Source organism: Halalkalibacter nanhaiisediminis (genome assembly GCF_007830185.1).
GTDB lineage: Bacteria > Bacillota > Bacilli > Bacillales > Bacillaceae_D > Halalkalibacter > Halalkalibacter nanhaiisediminis.
This window is the reverse complement of record NZ_VLKZ01000003.1, coordinates 125720-147633: the sequence shown is the minus strand read 5'-3', so window position 1 is coordinate 147633 and position 21914 is coordinate 125720. Positions and strand designations below refer to the sequence as shown.

General features: G+C 39.3%; 23 protein-coding genes. 6 read left to right on the top strand and 17 right to left on the bottom strand.

The features are described from left to right. Positions 1-35: 35 nt before the first annotated feature. Positions 36-1055, bottom strand: coding sequence for a nicotinate-nucleotide--dimethylbenzimidazole phosphoribosyltransferase (gene cobT, locus IQ10_RS06030; protein WP_144449584.1), 1020 nt, complete (start codon positions 1053-1055; stop codon positions 36-38). A gap of 346 nt (positions 1056-1401) precedes the next feature. On the opposite strand from cobT, the gene IQ10_RS06025 reads away from it, so the two are divergent. Further along, complete coding sequence (locus tag IQ10_RS06025; protein WP_144449583.1) at positions 1402-2241, top strand: manganese catalase; 840 nt, start codon at positions 1402-1404, stop codon at positions 2239-2241. Between the two features lie 280 nt (positions 2242-2521). Here the strand turns inward: IQ10_RS06025 and IQ10_RS06020 are convergent, their stop codons facing one another. The 6 genes from IQ10_RS06020 to cobA form a co-directional block, all read right to left on the bottom strand. Further along, positions 2522-3232, bottom strand: a complete 711-nt coding sequence (locus IQ10_RS06020; RefSeq protein ID WP_144449582.1) for a hypothetical protein — start codon at positions 3230-3232, stop codon at positions 2522-2524. 616 nt (positions 3233-3848) lie between these two features. Continuing rightward, positions 3849-4628: a cytochrome c oxidase assembly protein gene (locus IQ10_RS06015; protein WP_144449861.1), complete on the bottom strand. Its 780-nt coding sequence runs from the start codon at positions 4626-4628 to the stop codon at positions 3849-3851. Positions 4629-4650: 22 nt separating this feature from the next. Continuing rightward, complete coding sequence (locus IQ10_RS06010) at positions 4651-5169, bottom strand: DUF2243 domain-containing protein (protein WP_144449581.1); 519 nt, start codon at positions 5167-5169, stop codon at positions 4651-4653. Between the two features lie 346 nt (positions 5170-5515). Continuing rightward, positions 5516-6142 (bottom strand): precorrin-2 dehydrogenase/sirohydrochlorin ferrochelatase family protein, encoded by a 627-nt coding sequence (locus tag IQ10_RS06005; RefSeq protein ID WP_144449580.1) that lies wholly within the window; start codon positions 6140-6142, stop codon positions 5516-5518. Next, positions 6139-6975, bottom strand: coding sequence for a sirohydrochlorin chelatase (locus tag IQ10_RS06000; RefSeq protein ID WP_144449579.1), 837 nt, complete (start codon positions 6973-6975; stop codon positions 6139-6141). The genes IQ10_RS06005 and IQ10_RS06000 overlap by 4 nt, the downstream gene beginning before the upstream one ends. A gap of 16 nt (positions 6976-6991) precedes the next feature. Then, on the bottom strand, positions 6992-8455 hold the full coding sequence (gene cobA, locus IQ10_RS05995) for a uroporphyrinogen-III C-methyltransferase (protein WP_144449578.1): 1464 nt from the start codon (positions 8453-8455) through the stop codon (positions 6992-6994). 528 nt (positions 8456-8983) lie between these two features. On the opposite strand from cobA, the gene IQ10_RS05990 reads away from it, so the two are divergent. From IQ10_RS05990 to IQ10_RS05975, 4 genes are all read left to right on the top strand, one after another. Continuing rightward, positions 8984-9289 carry a MerR family transcriptional regulator gene (locus IQ10_RS05990; RefSeq protein ID WP_144449577.1) on the top strand — a complete coding sequence of 102 codons (306 nt, stop codon included), beginning with the start codon at positions 8984-8986 and terminating at the stop codon, positions 9287-9289. Between the two features lie 141 nt (positions 9290-9430). Further along, positions 9431-10255, top strand: coding sequence for a divergent polysaccharide deacetylase family protein (locus tag IQ10_RS05985; RefSeq protein WP_144449576.1), 825 nt, complete (start codon positions 9431-9433; stop codon positions 10253-10255). Further along, the gene (locus tag IQ10_RS05980) at positions 10255-10830 is read left to right on the top strand and encodes a GNAT family N-acetyltransferase (RefSeq protein ID WP_144449860.1); all 576 of its coding nucleotides are present in this window, start codon (positions 10255-10257) and stop codon (positions 10828-10830) included. Before IQ10_RS05985 ends, IQ10_RS05980 begins: the two co-directional genes overlap by 1 nt. Then, positions 10827-12605, top strand: a complete 1779-nt coding sequence (locus tag IQ10_RS05975) for a S8 family peptidase (protein ID WP_242009768.1) — start codon at positions 10827-10829, stop codon at positions 12603-12605. Before IQ10_RS05980 ends, IQ10_RS05975 begins: the two co-directional genes overlap by 4 nt. A gap of 126 nt (positions 12606-12731) precedes the next feature. On the opposite strand, the gene cysC is transcribed toward IQ10_RS05975, so the two are convergent. The 8 genes from cysC to IQ10_RS05935 form a co-directional block, all read right to left on the bottom strand. Further along, positions 12732-13331 (bottom strand): adenylyl-sulfate kinase, encoded by a 600-nt coding sequence (gene cysC, locus IQ10_RS05970; protein ID WP_144449575.1) that lies wholly within the window; start codon positions 13329-13331, stop codon positions 12732-12734. A gap of 46 nt (positions 13332-13377) precedes the next feature. Next, positions 13378-14454: a sulfate permease gene (gene cysP, locus IQ10_RS05965; protein WP_144449574.1), complete on the bottom strand. Its 1077-nt coding sequence runs from the start codon at positions 14452-14454 to the stop codon at positions 13378-13380. A gap of 24 nt (positions 14455-14478) precedes the next feature. After that, complete coding sequence (sat, locus tag IQ10_RS05960) at positions 14479-15627, bottom strand: sulfate adenylyltransferase (protein WP_199757396.1); 1149 nt, start codon at positions 15625-15627, stop codon at positions 14479-14481. Between the two features lie 47 nt (positions 15628-15674). Continuing rightward, positions 15675-16385, bottom strand: a complete 711-nt coding sequence (locus IQ10_RS05955; protein WP_144449573.1) for a phosphoadenylyl-sulfate reductase — start codon at positions 16383-16385, stop codon at positions 15675-15677. A gap of 108 nt (positions 16386-16493) precedes the next feature. Beyond that, on the bottom strand, positions 16494-16637 hold the full coding sequence (locus tag IQ10_RS05950; protein WP_437177668.1) for a YezD family protein: 144 nt from the start codon (positions 16635-16637) through the stop codon (positions 16494-16496). 297 nt (positions 16638-16934) lie between these two features. Further along, positions 16935-17708, bottom strand: coding sequence for a DUF4097 family beta strand repeat-containing protein (locus IQ10_RS05945; RefSeq protein ID WP_144449571.1), 774 nt, complete (start codon positions 17706-17708; stop codon positions 16935-16937). 98 nt (positions 17709-17806) lie between these two features. Further along, entirely contained in the window at positions 17807-18055 is a 249-nt protein-coding gene (locus IQ10_RS05940) for a hypothetical protein (RefSeq protein WP_144449570.1), read from the bottom strand. Between the two features lie 111 nt (positions 18056-18166). After that, positions 18167-18604 carry an SRPBCC family protein gene (locus tag IQ10_RS05935; RefSeq protein ID WP_144449569.1) on the bottom strand — a complete coding sequence of 146 codons (438 nt, stop codon included), beginning with the start codon at positions 18602-18604 and terminating at the stop codon, positions 18167-18169. A gap of 77 nt (positions 18605-18681) precedes the next feature. Between IQ10_RS05935 and IQ10_RS05930 the strand changes: the two genes are divergently transcribed. Further along, positions 18682-19284, top strand: coding sequence for a CPBP family intramembrane glutamic endopeptidase (locus IQ10_RS05930; RefSeq protein WP_144449568.1), 603 nt, complete (start codon positions 18682-18684; stop codon positions 19282-19284). Positions 19285-19317: 33 nt separating this feature from the next. Here IQ10_RS05930 and IQ10_RS05925 read toward each other — a convergent pair whose 3' ends face one another. Both IQ10_RS05925 and IQ10_RS18340 read right to left on the bottom strand, forming a co-directional pair. Then, a complete protein-coding gene (locus tag IQ10_RS05925) occupies positions 19318-19755 on the bottom strand; it encodes a YaaR family protein (protein WP_144449567.1) in 438 nt (145 codons plus the stop codon). A gap of 254 nt (positions 19756-20009) precedes the next feature. After that, positions 20010-21911: a flagellin N-terminal helical domain-containing protein gene (locus tag IQ10_RS18340; protein ID WP_242009767.1), complete on the bottom strand. Its 1902-nt coding sequence runs from the start codon at positions 21909-21911 to the stop codon at positions 20010-20012. Positions 21912-21914 lie beyond the last annotated feature (3 nt).

Sequence of the window (21914 nt, the reverse complement as noted above, 5' to 3'; positions counted from 1 at the left end):
ACTTTTTTCATAGAGTCAGCTCTTTTTATCATCCATTAAAGGCCTAAATCTTTAAATGTCGCCATCTCTCTTAACACTTTTGTTGCTGCTTCGACAATTGGATAAGCAAGAGCAGCCCCTGTTCCTTCACCAAGGCGTAAATCAAGCTGAAGGAGCGGTTTGATGTTTAAGTATTCATTTAACACCTTATGGCCCTGTTCAACTGATTCATGAGCAATCATTAAATAAGGACGAACTGCGGGGTCAAGCTCATCTGCTACAAGCGCTGCAGCAGATGAAATAAAGCCATCGACTAAAACAGGGACACGTTGCGTGGCGCCTTCTAAAATGACCCCTGCTAAAGCTGCGATTTCAAGACCACCTACTTTTGCTAGTACAGTAAGAGGGGCAGTATCCTTATTTATGCCTCGATTTTGAATGGCCTCTCTAATCGTTGCTATTTTTTTCAGCCTTGCCTCTTCATCAAGGCCCGTTCCTGTTCCAACAACGTCTCCAACGTCTGCGCCAGTAATCGCCGCCACTAAGGCGCTTGAAGCAGAAGTATTCCCTATGCCCATTTCTCCTGTAATAAGCAGACGATGACCTTTATTAATCTGTTCTAATGCAAGTTCTCGTCCGACAGCAATCGCTGCGAGCGTCTCATCTTCAGTCATCGCATCTTCATTTAAAAAGTTACGTGTGCCAAAGCGAATTTTGTGGTGGGCAATTGGCTGTCCACTCATATCTGCATTGACACCGACGTCTGCCACTGTAACAGATGCTCCAATTTGGCGGCCAAACACATTAATCGCCGCTTTGCCACGGACAAAAATGTCGATCATTAACGCTGTGACCTCTTGCGGGTAAGCAGAAACTCCTTCTGTTACAATTCCATGATCAGCTGCTGCTACAATAATGGCCGGCTTCTCAACAACTGGACTTACTTCCCCTGTTATACCTGCGAGCTGAACAGCTAGCTCTTCTAGTCTTCCAAGGCTACCTAATGGCTTCGTTAATTGATCTAAATTCGCTTTTGTTTCATCAATAATCGCTTGATTAAATGGTTGAATAGTCATGACGCTCTCCCTTTACATTGTTTCTATGTATGATGTATTTTCCGTTACTTAATAGATTAGCATAAATTTGAAAATAGTTGAGACAATAGAAGTGAAAATTTCGTTATTTATTAAGTTTGACACTAAAACTAAAGAAGCAAATACAGCACCGATTGTTCATATTGCTAACAAACTAACTGTCTGTCAACCATTAAAGTTAATGATCTTAAATAGTAAAAGTGACAGAAGAATCATTATATCCATTACTCCCAAATAAAATATCATAATAATCTGTGTTTTATTAACTATTCTAAAGGGTAGAAAAAAAGCGAAGATAAATTACTTAAATAATAAAGGAGGAGTTATTGTGTTTCGTCATCAAAAAGAATTACAGTTTGAAGTAAAAGTAGACAAGCCAGATCCTATGCTAGCACGTCAAATTCAAGAAGTTTTAGGTGGACAATTTGGTGAAATGACTGTTATGATGCAATATCTTTTTCAAGGTTTTAATTGTAGAGGAGAAGAAAAATATAAGGATATGCTGATGGATATTGGCACAGAAGAAATAGGACATGTTGAAATGCTTTGTTCCCTTATCAGTCAATTGTTAGACGGAGCTTCTCCAGAAGACCAAGCAGAAGCAGCAAAAGATCCAGCTACGGCAGCAATCATGGGAGGCATTAATCCTCAGCACTTGCTTGTGAGTGGCCTTGGTGGATTACCTACCAACTCGAATGGGGTCCCGTGGAATGGTGCTTATATTGTGGCAAGCGGCAACTTATTAGCTGACATGCGATCAAACCTCCATGCTGAAAGCCAAGGACGCCTTCAAGTTGCACGACTATATCATATGACAAAAGATGAAGGAGTCCGTGCATCATTCCGTAAAATGTTAGCTCGCGATCGTTACCACCAATATCAGTGGATGGCTGCCATCGCAGAGCTTGAAGAGAAAAATGGTGTTGTAGTTCCAGCTTCATTTCCACCAGAAGCAGAAGAAGAATCTCAGCCACAAGCATATGAATTCTGGAATTTATCAGAAGGTGAAGAATCCAAAGAAGGCCCATGGGCAACAGGGAGCGCGCCAGACAATACGGGTGATTTCGTCTATGTAGCAGAACCAGTAGCTAAAGGACAGATCCCTAATCCCAAAGTTCCCGCAACAGAATTACATCATGACTTAGATGGGAAAGTAACAGATAAATAGAGGTAGACATCAATATTTCCTTAGGAGAGATACAACCGTATAAATAGACTGAATTACTAAACCAGTGGGTTCGGTTGCAGGAGAGAAAAGTAATAAAAAGTAATAAAAATAAGGAAAATCGCACCCTAATTAGCATACATTTTGTCATTGAATTAGCAATATAAATAGCAAGTGAAAACGCTCAGATTTAAAGCTGAGCGTTTTTAAGTATTTTTATCCTCAACCAACCATTCCCTTATATGGAATGACGTTGGGTTACTTCTACTTACTTAATGTATGATCAAGCAATTAATTTCCCTCTAACCATCTTAATACTAATGATTAGTATCCAAATTACGAAAAGCAGCCCAACTAATTCGTTAATGTCATGCATATTTTGCTTCCCTTGCATTAAAAAGGTCCACGAAAGCAAATACCCCAAAATTTGTAAAATCCCAGTTATATAGCCTAATATACTTAATTTCTTTGTCTTTCCTAGAATATTCAAACCTGCTGAATGTACTATCAACCAAGTGGCTAATAATAGATTCGCCATTATGTAAATACTCACAGATAGCCCACCCTCAAGCATAGACCATTCATATAATAAAGTTGCGAATTGACGAGTGTATGCATCTTCACTTGAATTATATAAATTGAAAGCATACTCCACTGTTGTAGCTTGGAGCATTAACGATAATCCATACAGAGCAAAACCAATACAACCAGCAATTAAACCAATTGTATTGTTTAAACTAAAATTCTCTAATTTTTTTAAATAGATAAATAGTCCAATAGGTAGTGCGATCGATAATAACATTATCAAAGCCTTACTTCCATGATCCGCACCTAAATAGCCAGGGAATTGACTATAATAAGCGATTCCTGCTTCTGCTAATGTCTTTCCTTCAGTATAGTGAAAAGGATTAGAGATGCTAAAAACAATATTTATAATCATCCAGACTATTATTGCAGCTACATGTAATAGCCCTATCCAACCAATTACTTTCAATTCAAATCCCCTCCTGATGTCGCAAGTAATGTAAACATCCCAAAAGCAAAGTGACTTTTTTCACAAATTCTAATTCAATCTTTCTGCTTGCTGGTTTGCACCCGCCAATTTACAATACTTACTTTAACATAAATTCCCTATCTTCCTTTTAATAAATGAAAGATAGTCCACTTAGAATCAAGCGGACTATCTCAAGTAAATGATGTCTTTTAAATCAAACTTCTTGTCGTACTATTAGGATCTGGCTTACATTTTATAAACTTATGATTGGAAATTCTAGTTAGTTTGTAATGCGTAGTTTTCCTCTTATCGGAAACTTCACTTGTGATTGACTTTGGTACTTACAATAAGGGTTCGCGCAATGATTGTATTTAATTTGGTATATTTGCCCATTCCATGTAATTCAGTCGGAGTGAATAGCAATTCTTTATATTTGGTACTAAACTGTTTAGGTGTTATTTGATGAATTTCTCTCCTAAATTAGTAATTTTCATCTTTTAACTGTCTTAATTAGGGTCAAAACGTTTTCAATAATCTTCTCAAAATATAAGACTTTATCTATGCTGATAACTCTCATTTTCTTTCTTAGTCTATATGTAACTATTTTATGCACAATCTATTTGAGTTCACCCGTAGCTAAAGAAATTCGAGGTCGACTAGCTTTATACCATTGTAAGCAAAGAATAAAAATAATGATTATGTCAATAGCATCTCCCCCGTAATACATAAGCATACCACCCATTTGTGCTTCTGTAGGAGATACCCCAATCGGCGGATTAGCATATATATATTTTGATAAAATACCGTGAGCAGCTAAAGCAAGCACTAATACAATCGACCTGTAGACATAGCTAGTCCGATGTGGTGTTGGATCAATATAAATCATTGATACAGTAAATAAATAACCAGCCAAAAAAACATGTACATGAATGAAAACATGAAGAATAATACTTTCGTGCATCGCTGTATACAGATCAGTCGTATATAGAATCCATAAACCTCCTATATTAAGCAATGATGCGAAAATAGGATCGCTGATAATTCGAAATGGAACAGTTTTAAGTAATCTAGAAAGCCTTCTAGCTAGTGAAACATTAAGAAACCGCATAATAAGAGTCATTGGCGCAGCTAGCACCATTAAAAGTGGGGAGAGCATTCCAAGAAACAAATGTCCAAGCATATGGACCGTGAAATCCTCATGGGCGCGCTCAGCTAAGGGACCTGCTACTGCAATGGTAGCAAAGGCAATTCCGAGTACCCAAAAAATAGTACGATAGACTGGCCATTGTCTGTATTTGCGATTTGAAAGGAAAACTGCAAGTATGTAAACAATCAATCCTATTAAAAATGGTAGAACTAAAATTATCTGTGGGACGATCCATAATACATCTTCCATATAAGTATGATGATGTATATGTTTAGGACTGTGCACCTGAAACAGCTCCCTCTTTTTGTTGTTCACGTCGAGTACGATTAATTAGAACAATCCCCACTATAATCATCCCTACAGCAATGATATTCCAAATCATGTCGTAGACAATTACATTCTCTACGTACCTTATTTGATGTATCTGCAATAGTTTGTGTTGAACTATACCGTCATATAATTGAAAGACACCTGCTCCAAGAAACACTCCTCCCCACCACCTGTTCAACCATAATGCGTTTCGCCGACGAAGATCGGCAAATATGAATAAACCAGCGATAGTTGCGAACCAACTGAAAGCATGAAATAATCCGTCTGAAATCAATCCAATATGAGTCGTGGACAAGTCATAAAAATGATGCCATTGAAGAAGTTGATGAAATACCACTTCATCAACAAAAGCGATTAAGCCAAGTCCGAACAAAATACCAGACCATAAATTACGTGTAGAATGCAAATGCTGATTAAAAACACTTGATCTACTTTTAAGATTATTTGTTGCTTCATCCATATCATCATCATACTTTCTTTTTTAGGGAATTATTCCCTATCTTCTACATATTAAACATTGCTTTCAAGGGGCAATAAAAAGGATTATGAACAGAAAGTCAACAAACAATTGCAAATTCTATTGGGTATTCAAGCTATTTTCCGAACATCGATTCAACAATATAGGCTACTAATATCACAAAATTTAAATTGTTTGGAGAGAATTATATTTATCGCCAATGTCATTTGAATTAAGGCAAAATTAAAAGGCATGAGTTCGGTACAATTCCGAACTCATGCCTAACAAGCCGCCTAATGAAATCACCTTTTATGGGGTCACTTCAAATCAACAGCTGACATACATGCTTTTAGGTCAGCTTCTGAGCTTCACGTATCAATGCGACAAATCTCTCCTCACGCAATGGATCACGCAAAAAGGTCTCGGATGCCGTTTCCTGAAGAATCCATTTCCTTGATTTCGCTTCAAGCCCACTCTCAAGTACACATTTCCTCACATCTTCTAAAAAGAGCAAATCCCCTTCGCAATCATCTGAGAGTAGCTGATCAAGCTGTTTTTTTATACGTTTTCCGTAAGTAGGACTTACCCCATTTGTTGACAGTGCAATCGTTAAATGACCTTTTGTCACTGTCATCGGAAAGCTGAAATCACTTACCTGTGAATTATCTGCCAGATAAACGAGCTGATGAGGCTTACGACTTGCATAAAGAGATGCGTGAAGAGTGCTGTTATCAGTTGTTAGTAGCAGTAAGTCCGTTTGAAAGCTAGTGCCTTCCGTAACTTTTTCTTGCACCCATTTTATTTGTGAAGATTCAATATATGGCTCAAGGCTTGGATGAAGGTCAGGAGCATAAACCGTTACTTCCTTTATACCTGCTTGTAAAAGCTTTGGGATATGACGAGAGGCAACAACTCCTGCTCCAACCACAGTGGCCGTTTTCCCAGATAATTTCAACATAAGCGGTAGCTTCATCATCCGTTTATTTTTTCCTTTTCAAAAAAGAATGCTCGGTATTGACATGTATCACAATTAACTGGCACATGCTCTTCAAGAACTTCCTGAACACGTTTAGCAAGCATATCAACTAGTTGATCATCGAAACCTAAATAGTTACAGAGAATAAACTCTTTTTCCGTCTGTTTTGACCATTCATCCAGCTTTTCCTGCAATTCTTCCATCAGCACTCCTGTAAATAAAAGATACGGGACAACATATACCTTATCATTTGGCAGACGATTCGCTCGCACGAGTCCTTCATCAACATTCGGATGTGTTGCTGCAATAAAACAGACCTCGACATCTGTAACAGGTGTATACTCCCAAACAAGACGTGAAATTTTCATCAAATCACTTGTCGCATCTGGGTCACTGCTACCTCGCCCAACGAGAAGAATTGTGACATCCTGACGTTCCGCGTATATAGGACGATGATCCGTCATCTGCAAGCCAGCATCTCGCAAGCGGTCTTTGACAATCTTGATAACAGAGGATTCTACCCCAATTGGTCGGCCGTAACTAAAAGCTACATCTGGATAAGCTGCTTTCATACGATCAATTTCTCTTGGAATATCTACTTTGGCATGCATCGCTGTTAACAACAAAACAGGAACAACCGCTATGTGCGTCGCTCCCTGCCGAATACAGGCCTCAACCCCTTCAGCAATCGTCGGTTCAGCTAATTCAAGAAAACAGCATTCTTGAATGGATATTTGTGGATGCTTTGCTTTCGCTTTTTCAACAAAGGCAGACAACTCGTCATTGCCTTCCTGCACACGACTTCCGTGGCCAATGTATAAGATTGCTTGCACGCTTTACTCACACTCCCTACTGGATAAGCTGTTGTTCACTTAACGCGTCAATTAGAGCTTCTCTAGTCGGCTCCGCAAGAGTCTCCGAAACTTTATAACCAAGCTCAACCGCCGCTTTCTCAGACGTTGGTCCAAAACAGATCACATCCGCTCGCTGAGATAATGATTCTGGTGTTTCACCACAAGATTTTATTTGTTCTGTCACCACTTTAACGGCTTCAGCACTTGGAAAAACAATTGTATTCACTCGGTCCTCATCAAGAAGCCTTTGGCACGTTCGATTGGATTGCTCTATAATTTCCACTGAATGAGAGACAAGTAAATCATGTTCTCCGTAAAGCTCGCTTCGTTTTGTGATTTGATCTTTAAGTGCAACTGGTCCGATCACAAGACGTTTTTCTACTTGACCCAATTCTTCTAAAGGGAAAGCAAGGCACGAATAATGTTCAACGGCACGGATTGACTTTGTTGATGCTCCGTAAAAAATAGCCGTAAGAGAACGCACGTCGATACGCTTTTCTTTTAATTTCTCGAAAAACCAAGCGACACTTTTTGGTGAATGAAAAACGATTTGATCATAGTCAGAAAAAGAGAGCTCAGACTCCTTCTCTTCAATCGTTTGAAATCGAGGATATTCAAATACATCTGCCCCAAGTTTAGTAAGATCGGTTGCTATTTCACTAGCCCCTTCACTTGTACGTCCAAATAATAAATGCTTCCCAAATAACGGCTGACGTTCAAACCAGCTTTCTTTTGTCCGAAGCTTTGCCACATCCCCAACTAGAGTAATAGCTGGGTTAGAAAATTTAGCAGTTGCTACTTTTTCAGCAATATCAGCGACTGTTCCTTCAAGCGTTTTCTGCTTACCAAGTGTTCCCCACTGGATCAAAATAACAGGTGTTTTAGGATCACGACCATGTTCAATCAACTTCTCACAAATATAAGCTAAGTTTTTCACACCCATATAAAAAGCGATCGTGTCAATGCCTGTTGCAAGCGCCTGCCAATCAATAATGGGCTGTCCACTCGGTGATTTGTCATGACCCGTAATCATCGCAAATGATGCACCATAATTACGATGAGTCACTGGAACACCTGCATACGTTGAGGCTCCAATACTTGCCGTTACGCCTGGAATGATTTCATAATCAACACCTACTGCGTCTAGCGCTTCTGCTTCTTCCCCAACACGTCCAAACACACTGGGATCTCCGCCTTTTAAACGAACGACTTTTTTCCCAGCTAGTCCGTATTGAACAAGTAGGTCATTAATCGCCTCTTGTCTCAGCAAATGGCGATCAGGGAGCTTTCCACAATAGACAAGTTCAGCACCAGGCTTTGTTAACTCAAGAAGTAATGGATTGACAAGTCGATCATATAAAACGACATCTGCCTGCTTAAGTACTTGCTGACCTTTCACTGTAATTAATCTTATATCTCCAGGGCCTGCGCCAACTAGATAGACATAGCCTTTATTCATTTTGAACACTCCTTAGCTGTGATTGTCATCCATTTTTGTAACTGCTCTTCTGCTCTTTTTGTGCGTAATTGTTCATCAGCGAGCTTTATTCCAGCCTCTATTGATGGTACATGATCAAGTAACCAGTACCGAACTCCTGCATTTAAAAAAACCTGATCACGAAAGTAAGCAATCTTCCTCTAGCTACCTCTTTCACCCATTGATGCCATTCCATCACCTCTAAAAAACTCTTTTCCGACTTCTTTTATATGTTTTATCAAGTATAATACAAGCAATGCTTAATCTCAACGGTTTATCGTAAGCTACAGCTTTCTTTATCATTTATTACAAACACAAAATTCTGTATAACACTTTTTATTGTACTATGGATAATGAAATTTTGAAGGGGTGATCACACTTCTCTGTTAACTTTCTTCATAAACCATGTTAGATTATCTAACATTTCCAACCCCTATCCAGTCAAAGCTATGCTATGATATGTAAAAAGATCAGAACATTCTAACTTAACAACATGAGGGGTGGGAATGGGTGTCGTCATATAAAGATAAAAAAGTGATAACCATTGGGATAGTCAGTGAATTAACAGGCCTTTCAGAGCGTAAAATCCGCTATTATGAAGAAAGAAAACTCATTTATCCAGATCGTTCCAAAGGTGGGACGAGAAAATATTCCTTTCTTGATGTTGAACGCTTACTTGATATCGCGAATAAAATGGAAGACGGAATGCAGACGTTTGAAATTCGTAAAATGGAACAAAAGCAAATGAAAAAGCAAGAAGTACGCGAACGGATGCTGCGTGGTCAGTTAAATGCAGCGTTTAATATCCGTAAATAACACATATGTAATGAGGAACTCTCATTACATATGTGTTTTTTTTGTTTTCACATTGTAAATCGAATTTGTTATTTCCCCTCATAGAATACTGCTCCCTTTGACAAACTATAAGAAAGTAAAAAGAAACGAGGAGAATTTACAATGAATGATTTCCTGCGTAAAACGACTTTCTTACTTTTACTCATATTCAGCACCTCCTTACCTACTTACGTGAATGCCGATACTCCAAATCAAGTCTCCATTATCATTGATGACTTTGGGGGAGAAGTGAAAGGTGTTGATTCTTTTTTAAGTGGGCAAATCCCCATTACTGTTGCAATCATGCCTTTCCAAGAATTTTCAACTGAACAGGCCCAAAGAGCGCATCAAGCTGGACTTGAAGTGATGATTCATATGCCAATGGAACCGAAAAAAGGCAAGGCATCTTGGCTTGGTCCTAAAGGCATTACAAGTGGCTTATCAGATGAAGAAATCAAAAATCGTGTCATCCAAGCAATCAAAGATGTGCCACATGCAAAAGGATTTAACAACCATATGGGCTCTAAAATCGTTGAGAACGAGCGAATCATGCGGATCATTTTAGAGGTAGTCAAAGAGCATGATTTGTATGTCATTGATAGTGGAACAAGCCCAAAATCAGTTATGTCAAAAGTAGCCAATGAACTTGATATTCCCCACGCCGCGCGTCACATTTTTCTTGATGACACCATGTCGTCTCGTCAGCATGTGAACAAGCAAATGAATTCTCTTCTAAAAATAGCGGAGAAAAAGAAAAAAGCAATCGGAATTGGTCATGTTGGCGTGAAAGGTTTAGAAACATTTGCTGGTATAAGTGATGCACTCCCTCAATTTGAACAAAAAAACATTGAAATCGTTCCTACTTCCCACCTCCTTGATTCTGAAATCGATACAGATTTTGAACATTTTTGGGAACCTACTATCGAAAAGAGGAAGGATCAATCTTGATGACAACCGTACTAACAAAGCCGCTGATCATGTCATTTAAAGCTAAAGATTACACAAAAGTTACGCTAAGACCTGTAGTTGAAGAAGACGCGAATGACATTATTTCCTCTGTTTCCTCGATTATTAAGGAAGGCACGTATATTCAAAAAGAGCGTGTTCGTACGTTAGAGGAAGAGCTGGCATTTACGAAACATGTCACCACTAATGATCATATGTATATGGCTGTTGATATCGGAGGAAAGGTAAAAGGGATTGCCAGAGTACTGCGAGGGGAACTTGTCATGAAGCAACATACAGGTCTTTTTAGAACATGGCTTCATCAAGATGCACAAGGAAAAGGGATTGGCAAAAAGGTGATGGAGTACACACTTGAATGGTGCAAGCAGCACAACCTTCACAAGCTATGCTTAACCGTTTTTGCGAAGAATCAAATCGCAATAAAGCTTTATGAAAAGGTTGGCTTTGTGACTGAAGGAATTCAAAAAGAACAAGTTTGCCTAAATGGCGTGTATGATGATGAAATTTTCATGGCTTATTTTTTCACTACAGATAGAGAGGATGAGAACAAACAATGATGTCTAGGATGATCAAAACGGTACTATTAGTAGGAGCGATTGGCCTTGGACTTGCTTTCATCGGTCGTGGGCTCATTGATAATAACGATTATTCCATTCAAACGAAAGATATCCCACGATCACTTGAAGCATCGGCAATGGATAAGTTAATGGCTGAAGATTTATCGCTTACCACATCGATGTTTTTGAAGCAGCTTTCTGCTCAAATGCAGCGCTGGGCTGAGCGAGACTTAAATGATCAAAACCTGCGAGCAAATTTTGAAGAAGAATTATCTGAACACCCCCACTTTCACGGCTTTGCTATTTTAAAAGATCAAAAAGTCATCTCAGAAATTGGAGAAGTCGAGCGAATGGATGTGTCTAAGTTAACGCATCAACACATGAACAGCGAATTCTCTGATCCATATTCAGTTGATGGTAAGCAATATATGCTAATGGGTGAACAGCTTGACGATGGCCGCTTTGTTTTAGGAGAGATCGATTTAACATTCGTCCAATCGTTTGTAAAAGGCTTAGCGTCCGTAGCTGATGCGAACGGAACATTTTTCGTTTCAGGCGACAATCCTGATATTGATTGGAAAACGACAGATGATCTACCTGAAAATCTCCAAACCGAAACGGTTCCAGAACTCGGCTGGCAAATCGCCGTGCACTCTCAAGATCAAAAACCAGAAGAAATCAAACGTCCTTATCACGAAAGACAAGCCGTCATTAAATTCAAGTATCCACGAGGGGTAGATGCTTGGTTTGCGGCAAATCATGATCTTGTCATTATAAAAAATAACGATCCATTTTACGTTGTCGAATCAAAAAACGAAACAACAGAACAGCTTGTTGGTCGTCTCAAACGTGATTATGATTTAAGCATAGCGGAACCAAATTATATTTATGCAAAACAGGTAAAAGCGGTGGCTACCGTTCCAAATGATGAATTTTTCAAACCTTATCAATGGAATCTGTCACAAATAGAACTTGGTGAGGGATGGAATTTTTCAGGTGGCCAAGACGTCACCATTGCGATTTTAGACACAGGTGTTGATGCAAAGCACCTTGATTTAAAAGGCAAGCTATTAAAAGGATATAATGCCTTTGACGATTCTGACGATTATTCAGACTCCCACGGACACGGTACCCATGTAGCTGGCATTGCCGCTGCCTTAACGAACAATGTTACGGGAATTGCAGGCGTTTCATGGAAAAGTAATATATTACCTGTGAAAGTGTTAAATGAAGCTGGGGAAGGTTCCTCATTTGAAGTTGCCAAAGGTATTTATTGGGCTGTCGACCACGGGGCAGATGTCATTAATATGAGCCTTGGGGATTATAATGATTCAGATGCCCTCCACGATGCCATTAAATATGCCTATAATAAGGATGTTGTCATTGTCACAGCTTCAGGTAATGATAACGTTCAGGATCCCATGTACCCTGCCTTTTATGAAGAAGCGTTCACAGTTGCCGCGGTTGACGATGCAAGAAATCGTGCGTTCTTCTCCAACTACGGAAAGCATGTTGATATTGCCGCACCTGGTGAAAATATCCCAAGTCTATTTCCTGACAATAATTACGTCGTGATGTCAGGAACATCAATGGCGTCACCACATGTAGCTGGGGTTGCTGCCTTAATTAGATCACTTAGACCAGATTTGTCTAATAAGCAAGTTTACGATGTGATGACCTCAACAGCAAAAGATTTAGGAACAAAAGGTCGTGACTCTTATTACGGACACGGAGAGATAAACGTCGCCGCTGCTTTAAAATCGATCGCCAAATAAGAAAAGCGAAAGCACCTTGATCAGACGCGACAAGTTTATCTTTTTTATAAAAGAGAAGTAGCATACATTCTACTCCTCCATCATTTAAAGAAGCCAAACCGTTTTGCGGATTGGCTTCTTTTCCATTTATAAAATGTTCTTACCTTTTAAATAAGTCAAAATCGTTTCAACTGACTCTTCAACCGTTTGTTGGTCTGAATCAATTGTGATCTCAGGTGCATCTGGTTCTTCATAAGGAGAGCTAATACCAGTAAAAGAAGGTATTTCTCCCGCTCTTGCTTTTTTGTACAATCCCTTCGGATCACGCTGCTCGCAAGCCTCTAGTGAACAACGAACATATACTTCAATAAATTCGCCATCTTCAACGAGCTCACGAACACGTTTTCGATCCTCTTTAAAAGGTGAGATGAAGGCTGTACATACAATTGTACCTGCATCCACAAAAAGCTTAGCAACTTCACCAATACGTCTAATGTTCTCTTTTCGGTCGTCATCACTAAATCCAAGCCCTTGATTTAGACCATGGCGGATATTATCACCATCTAATACATAGCTTCGTACACCTTGGTTGAATAATTGCTGTTCAAGCGCATTGGCTAGCGTTGACTTTCCAGCTCCTGATAACCCAGTGAACCAGAGAATGGCGCTACGATGGCCATTTTTTTCTTGTCGTTCTTCTTTTTTTATCGTTGTCTCATGCCAAACGATATTATTTGTCTGTGTCAATTTACTCTCCCCTTTTCACCATTCAAATTGAATACTATGAATTTAATTAAATTCCTGCACCGTCATCATACGTAGCTCGGCGCTCATCACGTACTGTTTTATAAAGACTGTATATTCCAACAGTTGCTATAAACACACTTACGATCACAAATAATGAATAGTAATCTCCTTGTTTAAAAAGTAACACCATCGCATAAGATAAAACGAGTGAGAATACTGGTGAAACAATCCAAACTTTTATAATTCGTTTGAGGATACTTTTTTGCCATAACTTGAAACCTGTATCAACAGTTCCAATACCGATAATAGCTGATGTTGTTACTTGGGTAAGTGGTACAGGTAATCCAAAGATAGAAGCGACAATCACCAATGATCCACCAGTTAGAGAAACTGTACTTCCTTGCAAAAGACTCAAACTAGTTATTCGCTTTCCATTTGTCTCAAGGACGCGCCCTCCGAGTAAAATCGCACCAAGTGCCACAAACGCACCACCGAGTAGGATTCCTTCTGTTACTCCTATTAAACCAGCACCCACAAGAGGTCCAACAGCATTCGCTACATTATTCATTCCAGCTGCAAATGCTTCCATACACGCACTAATAATGAGTAAAATAACAAGAGGTAGACGCCATTTCCCTTTCCCTGTTAAATTTGGGTAGCGTTGCTCAAGACGTCGAACAACGTGACCAAATATATATGCTAATAAGAATGCAGCAAAGGGCGTGATGAGCCAAAACGAAACAATAATGAGCAATGTATCTAGATAAAGTGATTGATAAGCAATCCCAGCTCCGACAATGGCTCCAACAACGACTTCACTCGTTGATAATGGTATACCTAGTAGATTAGCGATAAACAAGCACAAACAAGCAGCTGATAATATAATAATGACTAGCTCGACATTTACAATAGAAGAGGGTATAATTCCGCTACCAATTGTTCGAACGACCTCGCCACCTGCTAAAGCTCCTAAAAAGGCAAAGACAGCAACGAGAAGCATCGCAACACGTTTTTTTGGAATAGCCCCACTACCGTATGCAGGACCCATAGCTGCAGCCGTGCCACTTGCCCCTATATTCATCGCAAAGAAACAAGCAATAACGATGGCAATGATCGTTAACATAAAGACTCATCCTCTCTCATAAACCTACGCGTGAACTTGTTGCTTCATCCCTCGAATGAGTACTTCTACAACCTCAGCTCGGCTAAATTCAGGTGGTGGTGTCACACCTTCTGATAACATTTGACGAACCTTAGTCCCTGATAAAATCACACGATCTTCTTTACCATGCGGGCACGTTTTGGTTGAAGCCATGTTTCCACATGCCTTACAAAAGAAGCTGTGCTCAAAGAATAATGGCGTAATCCCTAACTCACTTTTCTCAAAATCTTGGAAAATAAGTTGAGCATCGTACGTACCATAATAATCACCGACACCTGCATGGTCACGACCAACGATAAAGTGAGTGCAGCCATAATTTTGACGAACAATTGCATGGAAAACAGCTTCACGTGGACCTGCATAACGCATTGCCGCTGGGAATACCGCTAAAAATACTCGGTCTTTTGGATAATATTTATCAAGTAAAACCTCGTAGCTCTCCATTCTCACATCTGCTGGAATATCATCAGATTTTGTTTCCCCAACAAGTGGATTTAAAAAGAGTCCATCAACAATTTCAAGTGCTGACTTTTGAATGTACTCATGAGCGCGGTGAACAGGATTTCTCGTTTGGAAACCAACAATTCTCTTCCAGCCTAGTTCTTCGAATTTTGCTCTTGTGTCAACTGGATCAAGATAATATGTGTCAAATTTGTCTCTTTCCACTCGTTTTAGCAATGTAATTGGTCCACCGATGTAAACGTTAGGACGCTCATACATCTTTTTAACTCCTGGATGAGCATCGTCTGTCGTACGGTAAACATGCTCAGCTTCAACTTCTTTATTTGGCGTAAATTTATCCGTCACTTCAATGACTCCAAATACATCGCCATTATAAACAAGCTTAACAAGATCACCTGCTTCAAGACTCTCTGCTCTTTCCTCTGTTGTTGGCAATGTGATTGGAATGCTCCACACTGTTCCATCTGCTAATCGCATGTTTTTTACGACAGATTCATAGTCTTCTTCCCCTAAAAATCCATTAAGTGGGCTAAATGCACCGATTCCAATCAATTCAAGATCAGAAAGAGAAAAAGAGTCTAATTCGATTTCCTTTGTCATATTCGTTACGTCATATGTTGGTTCAAAGCGTTGTACGAGTGTTCCTCCGTGTGCTTGAATCATTTTTATCATCCTTTCAAATTTAAAGTTCATCTGTTATTGCCATTTCTCGTTGTTATTTAGTCTTGATGTAAGCCACATTCGGTTTTTCCTGAATCTGCCCATCTACCACTGCGAGGATCTGCCCCTTCTGCAACAGGCTTTGTACAGAATTCGCAACCGATACTTGGATAGTTTTGATCATGTAATTCGTTATAAGGCAACTGATGTAATTTGATGTACATCCAAATCTCTTCTTCTGTCCAGTGAATGAGCGGACAAATTTTAATTGATTTGAATCGGTTATCTTGATTTACAAATTGAGTATTGACACGAGTAGGTGACTGTTCTCGTCTTAACCCTGAAATCCAAGCTTGATAACGACCTAGTTCACGTTCTAGAGGAATTAATTTACGAATCTTACAGCACGCATCTGGTTCTCTTTCCCACAGGCGATCACCATAGTTCTCTGCTTGCTCTTCAGGTGTTAGTTCTGGCTTAGCTAGCTCAATGTTCAACGTCGGGTAACGACTTTTCACTTTATTGATTAATTGATACGTTTCATAAAAATGAAAGTCGGTGTCAAGGAAAACAATCGTTGCATCCTTTTTTACTTTACTAATTAAATCAATTAGCACCATCCCCTCGGCACCGAAACTACAGGCATAAACTAGTTCGTCTCCAAACTCGTTATAGGCCCATTTCAAAACCTCCATTGTGTCTTTACGATCAAGCTGCTCGTTTATCTTTGCATAATCTGATTGAGTCAGCGTTTCATGAGTTAATGTCATCTTCTCACTCCTTAATGATCAGCTGATTAAATTTTCTAATAAAAATGACGACATTAGACTTTTGTATCTTCTCTAACGTCGCCTCTAGTTTTCTAGTCAGCTCTATTCTTATTTAATTCGTACTTTTTCATTCTTTTCTAATTGAATGACCTTACCATCCTGCACAACAACGGTCACAGAGCCATACTGCAAATCTTTCAATAGCTCTTGCAATTTTTGACTTACCTTTGTAAATTCATGTTCACTTGTCATCATAAACCTCCCTTACATAATCGAAGTAAGATGAGGAAATTTAATTCCTTGTAATTTGATATGATTTATTTGTTTAATAGTATTCTATCCATCATTTGCAAAATTGTCAATCACCGTTTCAAAGAAAATAGAAATTAGGCTTAGTCCGCTTATAATAGGTGATAGGTTCATGAGTGAAAACTGTTTAGGATCATTAAGAAACCTTATTAGATATTACTTATCATATAAGAAAACTTGGTTTATTTTAGCGTGTAGAAATGAAAAAAAGAAGGATCACCTCTTGATGATCCTTCTTTTTTATGGTTGAGTTATAGTTCCTGTCACATTCGAAATCGTTGCCGTGCCACTACTGTCCTCTAAAATGGTTACATTCCCAACAATGGATTCAATTTCAACATCACCAGATCCGCTTCTTAGCGAAATGTCGCCCTTATGATCAGAAATCACCACATCTCCAGAGCCTGCTATGACTGATAGGTCTCCTTTTGACTGAGTCACAGTTGTTTTACCTGCATTTTTATTCATCGTCACATTCCCTGAAACATTCGTAAAAGTAGCAGTGCCAGCTCCATCAGTTAGCTGGACATCTCCCTCGATGTCTTCGAGAAATAAAGGTCCAGCACCGTGCTGCAATTGAATATTATTCTTCATCGAGAAAATTTCAAGCTGTCCATCACTTTGACGGTAATCCAATAGTAAGTCGTTAGGGACTTTAATATTTAGATGAAGATAGCCTTGTTCTTGCTTGTTATCTCTAGTTATTTCTCCCGTTAATGATCCAACAGAGCCTTCACTCGTTAATTGTAGAGCCATATTTTCTTGACTGAACAGCTCGGCTTCACTCATTTCCTCTCCTAAAACAGAGAATGTAGCATCCACCGTAATTTCATCACTATTCTCCACGCCTGTGATCGTTACTTCTCCTTCATCCTGTTTAACAATAAATGTATCAAGCCCACTTGCATCTAACGTATACGTTTCTTTCCCTTCATATGTCTCCCACCTGTTACAACCTACTAATGCTAGGATTGCAACAAGGCAGATCGCACCATTCATACATAATCGTTTCATTTGCTTCTCTCCTGTCTCTACTTCAAGCCACCATTCTTATTTAGTTTACCGAATAAAGAGAGAGAAACCAACTGTCTTCTATTATAAAAATCATTTGTTCATCCATTGTTCACTTTAGGAAAAGAAAAAATCAATGCAGGAGCTTTTTCACATTTTACATATTCGACCTTATAGCCCTCTTTTTCGCGTTGTTGAAACGTCTTTTTTGAAATCGGTCTAGGCGTCGACCATGAAAGCGATTCAATCTTCTCCCAAGAATCATGCGTAATGACCTCTTTTTTATAGTAATAACAATTGCCTGAAGGATACGATTCACACACATATTTCACCGTTTGCTTGGAATGCATTCGACCACTCTCCTTACTAGTAGCTATCTCCATATCCAAGCATCTTTACACTTAATTTATATAGAGCAAAATAAGTCCTCCGTTGGACAAGACCATTCAGATAGCAAAGATTCATTTTGAATTTGTGAATTGTGCAGCGATCGCTTTTTCTCGTCCTTTAAACATATTTTCAAGCAATGCCTTCGTGATAAAACTCGGCATTGATGCTCGAAACATAATCGTATCTGTCATGATTGTTTCAGCGCCATTTTCTGCAAAAGCATGCTCATGTCGCCATTCAGTAAATGGAAACGGAAGCTTTAATCCTGTATCAACAAAGCGAAATGGTGGTTCTACTTCTTCGATGAGGGATATCCACTTCACACCAACTCCAGCGACAGACAGCTTCATTTCAATTTCATTACCTGTTTTTGTTTCAGGATTAGAAAGAATGTTCACGTTCGGAAAGGCGGTAATTGTAGCTAGGTTTTCAGCTGTTGAAAAAAATCTCCACACTTCTTCAATCGGGGCTTTCACGACTGTCGTATAACGAAATACTAGTACGTTCATCTAGTAAACCTCCTCTTTTTTCCTTAACTCTATTATAATAGCCTTAACAATGAATTGAAAAAGATAAGGAGGTTAATATGCAGCAAAAACGAACGTTTTGGTTTGGAGTTAGCTTAGCATTTATATTGCTCGCTATTAGTTTCAGATCTGAGCCTCAATATTTTTGGATTTTTTTTCCTTTATCATTAGCACTCTTAACGATCTTTAGCTGGATATTTGAGCCACCTAACAAATTAAACGTTCGCTCACATTGGCTCATCGGTATCCTAAGTGGTACGCTGCTTTATTTATTTTTTACCTTTGGTCAATGGTTTGTCATAATGACTGGGCTCCCGTTTATTGATGATCTTCAGCTGCTGTACGAGCGTGTCAAACCAACTGAGCCCCTCCATTACATATGGCTATTTCTAATCATCGTACCTGGGGAAGAATGGTTTTGGAGAGGCTTTATCGTCAAACGAATAAGCGATCAGACAACTCCATTTAAAGCAGCGGTTTACGGCACACTGTTATATGCAGGGGCTCATCTGTTCACTGGTAGTCTCTTACTTGTCATTGCAGCACTAATCGCTGGCTTTGTCTGGTCAATCATTTACCTCAAAACGAAAAATATTTGGGCAGCCATTCTTTCACATGTCATCTTTGATCTTCTTCTCCTCGTCATTTTACCTGTTATGTAAAAAGAAGCTACGCATCATAACGTAGCTTCTCTCCTATGCATAAATATTAACAAGCAACCCTTTGATCTCACCAACCATATTGAGAATATCTAATCCTTTTTTCTGCTTTTCTAAGACAGCATCCGTTAAATCGAGCAGCTTCCTGTCCACCTCTTGAACAATTTTATAAATTTTCGTTCGTCCGCGACGATTAAATCCACGACGCTCCTCTAAACTTAATCCGAAGGCGACAGCATCCTCCATAAATTCCTTGACAAGCTGCTTATATTTTCGCAATTCATCAACCGTTCTTGTTTCAGATAACACCTTACCTTGGTCATCTATTTTTTCCATAAGTGCAGAAAGCTTGGCATATGCCTTTTCGTCACGCTGTTTTCCCATTACTTCTTGAAAGGAAACCTTTGCTTCAGGTCCCGTTTTCTTTGATTCAACACGGTTCAACCCTGTCTTACCAACTCGTTGGACGTCCATATCGCACCCACCTTCTCATGATAATCTTATTTGTAGTTTATCACACATGCTTGATCTCGTTATTAGAAAAACGTGGCGCACCACTTAGTCTTTATAGCCTTCTAACGATGAATACAGAATATTTTCTGAGCCTATGCTCTTAACCAGGAAGAAATAGCCTTATTCTTTTTCTATCCAACTAGGAACTAACTAACCAACTTTTACAACAGAAAAAGCGAGAAGATGATGATCTCCTCGCCTTCTAGTATGACAAACTATTGAAGAAGCTGTAAAACACCTTGTGGCAATTGGTTAGCCTGTGCAAGCATCGCCGTAGCAGACTGATTCAAAATGTTATTACGCGTGAATTCAGTCATCTCAAGCGCCATATCCGCATCACGAATACGTGATTCAGAAGCTGTTAAGTTCTCATGCGTTACTTGAAGGTTATTGATTGTATGCTCCATACGGTTTTGTGTCGCACCGAGCTTAGCACGGATGGATGATACTTGTTGAATCGCTTTGTCAAGAGCAAAGATTGCACTGTTTGCTTCGTCTTGAGTTGTTACACGTATTTGGTCAATACCAAGACGAACCGTATTTAACTCATCAACATCGATCATAACGTTTTGGTTCGTGTTTGGTCCGATTTGGAATGCTAGAGCGTTGTTGATGATGGAGAATTCAGAGTTATTATTAGTGATATCACTATTAAACTTAAACTCAACTCCACCGTGCTCCATTACACCATTAACAGTACGAATGGTTTTTGAGAACGCAATCGCATTGTAGTCAGTCGTGTCAATTTTATGTGGAGCAGAGTTATGCACTGTTGGTGTTGAAGTGTCTCTTGTAACAACTAACATGTCACGCGTTACTTCTTCACCACCAGCTGCAGTATCCCAAGCTTGAACACCTGAATACGACTCTTCAAGCTTTGCTTTGATATCGGCTAATGTAACATTACCATTATAAGCGATCTGGTTGTTAACATGATTTATTGTAAAATTATCTGCAGGGGGTACTGTTGAGTTCACAACTTCAAATACAACTGTGTCTCCAACTGCATTCACAATAGAAAAATAATTACTTGTATTCACATTAATATCAGCACCCGTTGTATCCTTAACTGATTGTGGTTTAATGACGGCTGCTTCGTCAATATCTGATGCTCCAGTTACTTCAGTTACAACTGCTCCAGCAGTCGTACCTGTTCCTACTTTCACATCTGAACGTGGAACAATATTATTACTACCATCAACTTCAGCATGCGCACCTGATACTACTGGCGAATCAAAGTTACGATCACGAGACAACGTGAAAACGGCTTCCGCTTCAATCGAAACTTTGACTGTTCCTGAGCCTGTTATCGCTCCTGCATTTATGCGAAGTCCACCAATGTCAACAAACTCATTACCCGCATTAATAGCTGCTAGGCCAACGCTTATCGCTTCACTTTCAATAGGAAGACCATCTGGACCTACAACTTGAACGGTTGCTCCTGTATTACCACCATCATTATTATAATTTCTCACATTAATCGTGTACTCACCTAATAACTGTCCGTCTAAAGAAGGATCTGCAAATACGACAGAGTTATTATTATTTGTTAATCCTGCAGCTGGCTGTGTCACATTGTAAATGAGCTTCGAATTATTAACATCTAACTCATAACGCCCAGTTTTTAAACTTGGGTCAATAACCGTTGGGAGTCCTTTAATGTTGGCATTATTATAATCATTTACTGTTAACACCGCACTAGACCCGTTCAACAGCTTACGCGTATTGAACTCTGTCTTTTCAGCAACACTATCAATTTCCGTTACAAGCTGGCGAATTTCCTTTTGGATTTCAGCACGGTCTTGGTCCGTATTAGTGTCGTTGGCACCTTGAACAGCAAGCTCACGCATACGTTGTAACATCGAGTGAACTTCCTGCATCGCTCCTTCTGCTGTTTGAAGTAAGGAAATACCATCCATCGCATTACGCTCTGCCATTTTTAGACCACGGATTTGCGAACGCATTTTCTCAGAAATCGCTAGACCAGCAGCATCATCAGCAGCGCGGTTAATGCGCATACCTGAAGAAAGCTTTTCTAAATTTTTAGAAGTAGCAAATTGATTTTTATTAAGATTTCGATACGCATTTAATGCTTGAATATTATTATTAATTTTCATCGG

What these genes read in the sequence shown, in the direction of transcription:
- cobT (WP_144449584.1), bottom strand. Translation starts at nt 1,055, where the DNA reads ATGACTATTCAACCATTTAATCAAGCGATTATTGATGAAACAAAAGCG.
- IQ10_RS06015 (WP_144449861.1), bottom strand. Translation starts at nt 4,628, where the DNA reads ATGGAAGATGTATTATGGATCGTCCCACAGATAATTTTAGTTCTACCA.
- IQ10_RS06010 (WP_144449581.1), bottom strand. Translation starts at nt 5,169, where the DNA reads ATGGATGAAGCAACAAATAATCTTAAAAGTAGATCAAGTGTTTTTAAT.
- IQ10_RS06005 (WP_144449580.1), bottom strand. Translation starts at nt 6,142, where the DNA reads ATGATGAAGCTACCGCTTATGTTGAAATTATCTGGGAAAACGGCCACT.
- cobA (WP_144449578.1), bottom strand. Translation starts at nt 8,455, where the DNA reads ATGAATAAAGGCTATGTCTATCTAGTTGGCGCAGGCCCTGGAGATATA.
- IQ10_RS05985 (WP_144449576.1), top strand. Translation starts at nt 9,431, where the DNA reads ATGAATGATTTCCTGCGTAAAACGACTTTCTTACTTTTACTCATATTC.
- IQ10_RS05980 (WP_144449860.1), top strand. Translation starts at nt 10,255, where the DNA reads ATGACAACCGTACTAACAAAGCCGCTGATCATGTCATTTAAAGCTAAA.
- IQ10_RS05975 (WP_242009768.1), top strand. Translation starts at nt 10,827, where the DNA reads ATGATGTCTAGGATGATCAAAACGGTACTATTAGTAGGAGCGATTGGC.
- cysP (WP_144449574.1), bottom strand. Translation starts at nt 14,454, where the DNA reads ATGTTAACGATCATTGCCATCGTTATTGCTTGTTTCTTTGCGATGAAT.
- sat (WP_199757396.1), bottom strand. Translation starts at nt 15,627, where the DNA reads ATGATAAAAATGATTCAAGCACACGGAGGAACACTCGTACAACGCTTT.
- IQ10_RS05955 (WP_144449573.1), bottom strand. Translation starts at nt 16,385, where the DNA reads ATGACATTAACTCATGAAACGCTGACTCAATCAGATTATGCAAAGATA.
- IQ10_RS05950 (WP_437177668.1), bottom strand. Translation starts at nt 16,637, where the DNA reads ATGACAAGTGAACATGAATTTACAAAGGTAAGTCAAAAATTGCAAGAG.
- IQ10_RS05945 (WP_144449571.1), bottom strand. Translation starts at nt 17,708, where the DNA reads ATGAAACGATTATGTATGAATGGTGCGATCTGCCTTGTTGCAATCCTA.
- IQ10_RS05940 (WP_144449570.1), bottom strand. Translation starts at nt 18,055, where the DNA reads ATGCATTCCAAGCAAACGGTGAAATATGTGTGTGAATCGTATCCTTCA.
- IQ10_RS05935 (WP_144449569.1), bottom strand. Translation starts at nt 18,604, where the DNA reads ATGAACGTACTAGTATTTCGTTATACGACAGTCGTGAAAGCCCCGATT.
- IQ10_RS05930 (WP_144449568.1), top strand. Translation starts at nt 18,682, where the DNA reads ATGCAGCAAAAACGAACGTTTTGGTTTGGAGTTAGCTTAGCATTTATA.
- IQ10_RS05925 (WP_144449567.1), bottom strand. Translation starts at nt 19,755, where the DNA reads ATGGACGTCCAACGAGTTGGTAAGACAGGGTTGAACCGTGTTGAATCA.
- IQ10_RS18340 (WP_242009767.1), bottom strand. Translation starts at nt 21,911, where the DNA reads ATGAAAATTAATAATAATATTCAAGCATTAAATGCGTATCGAAATCTT.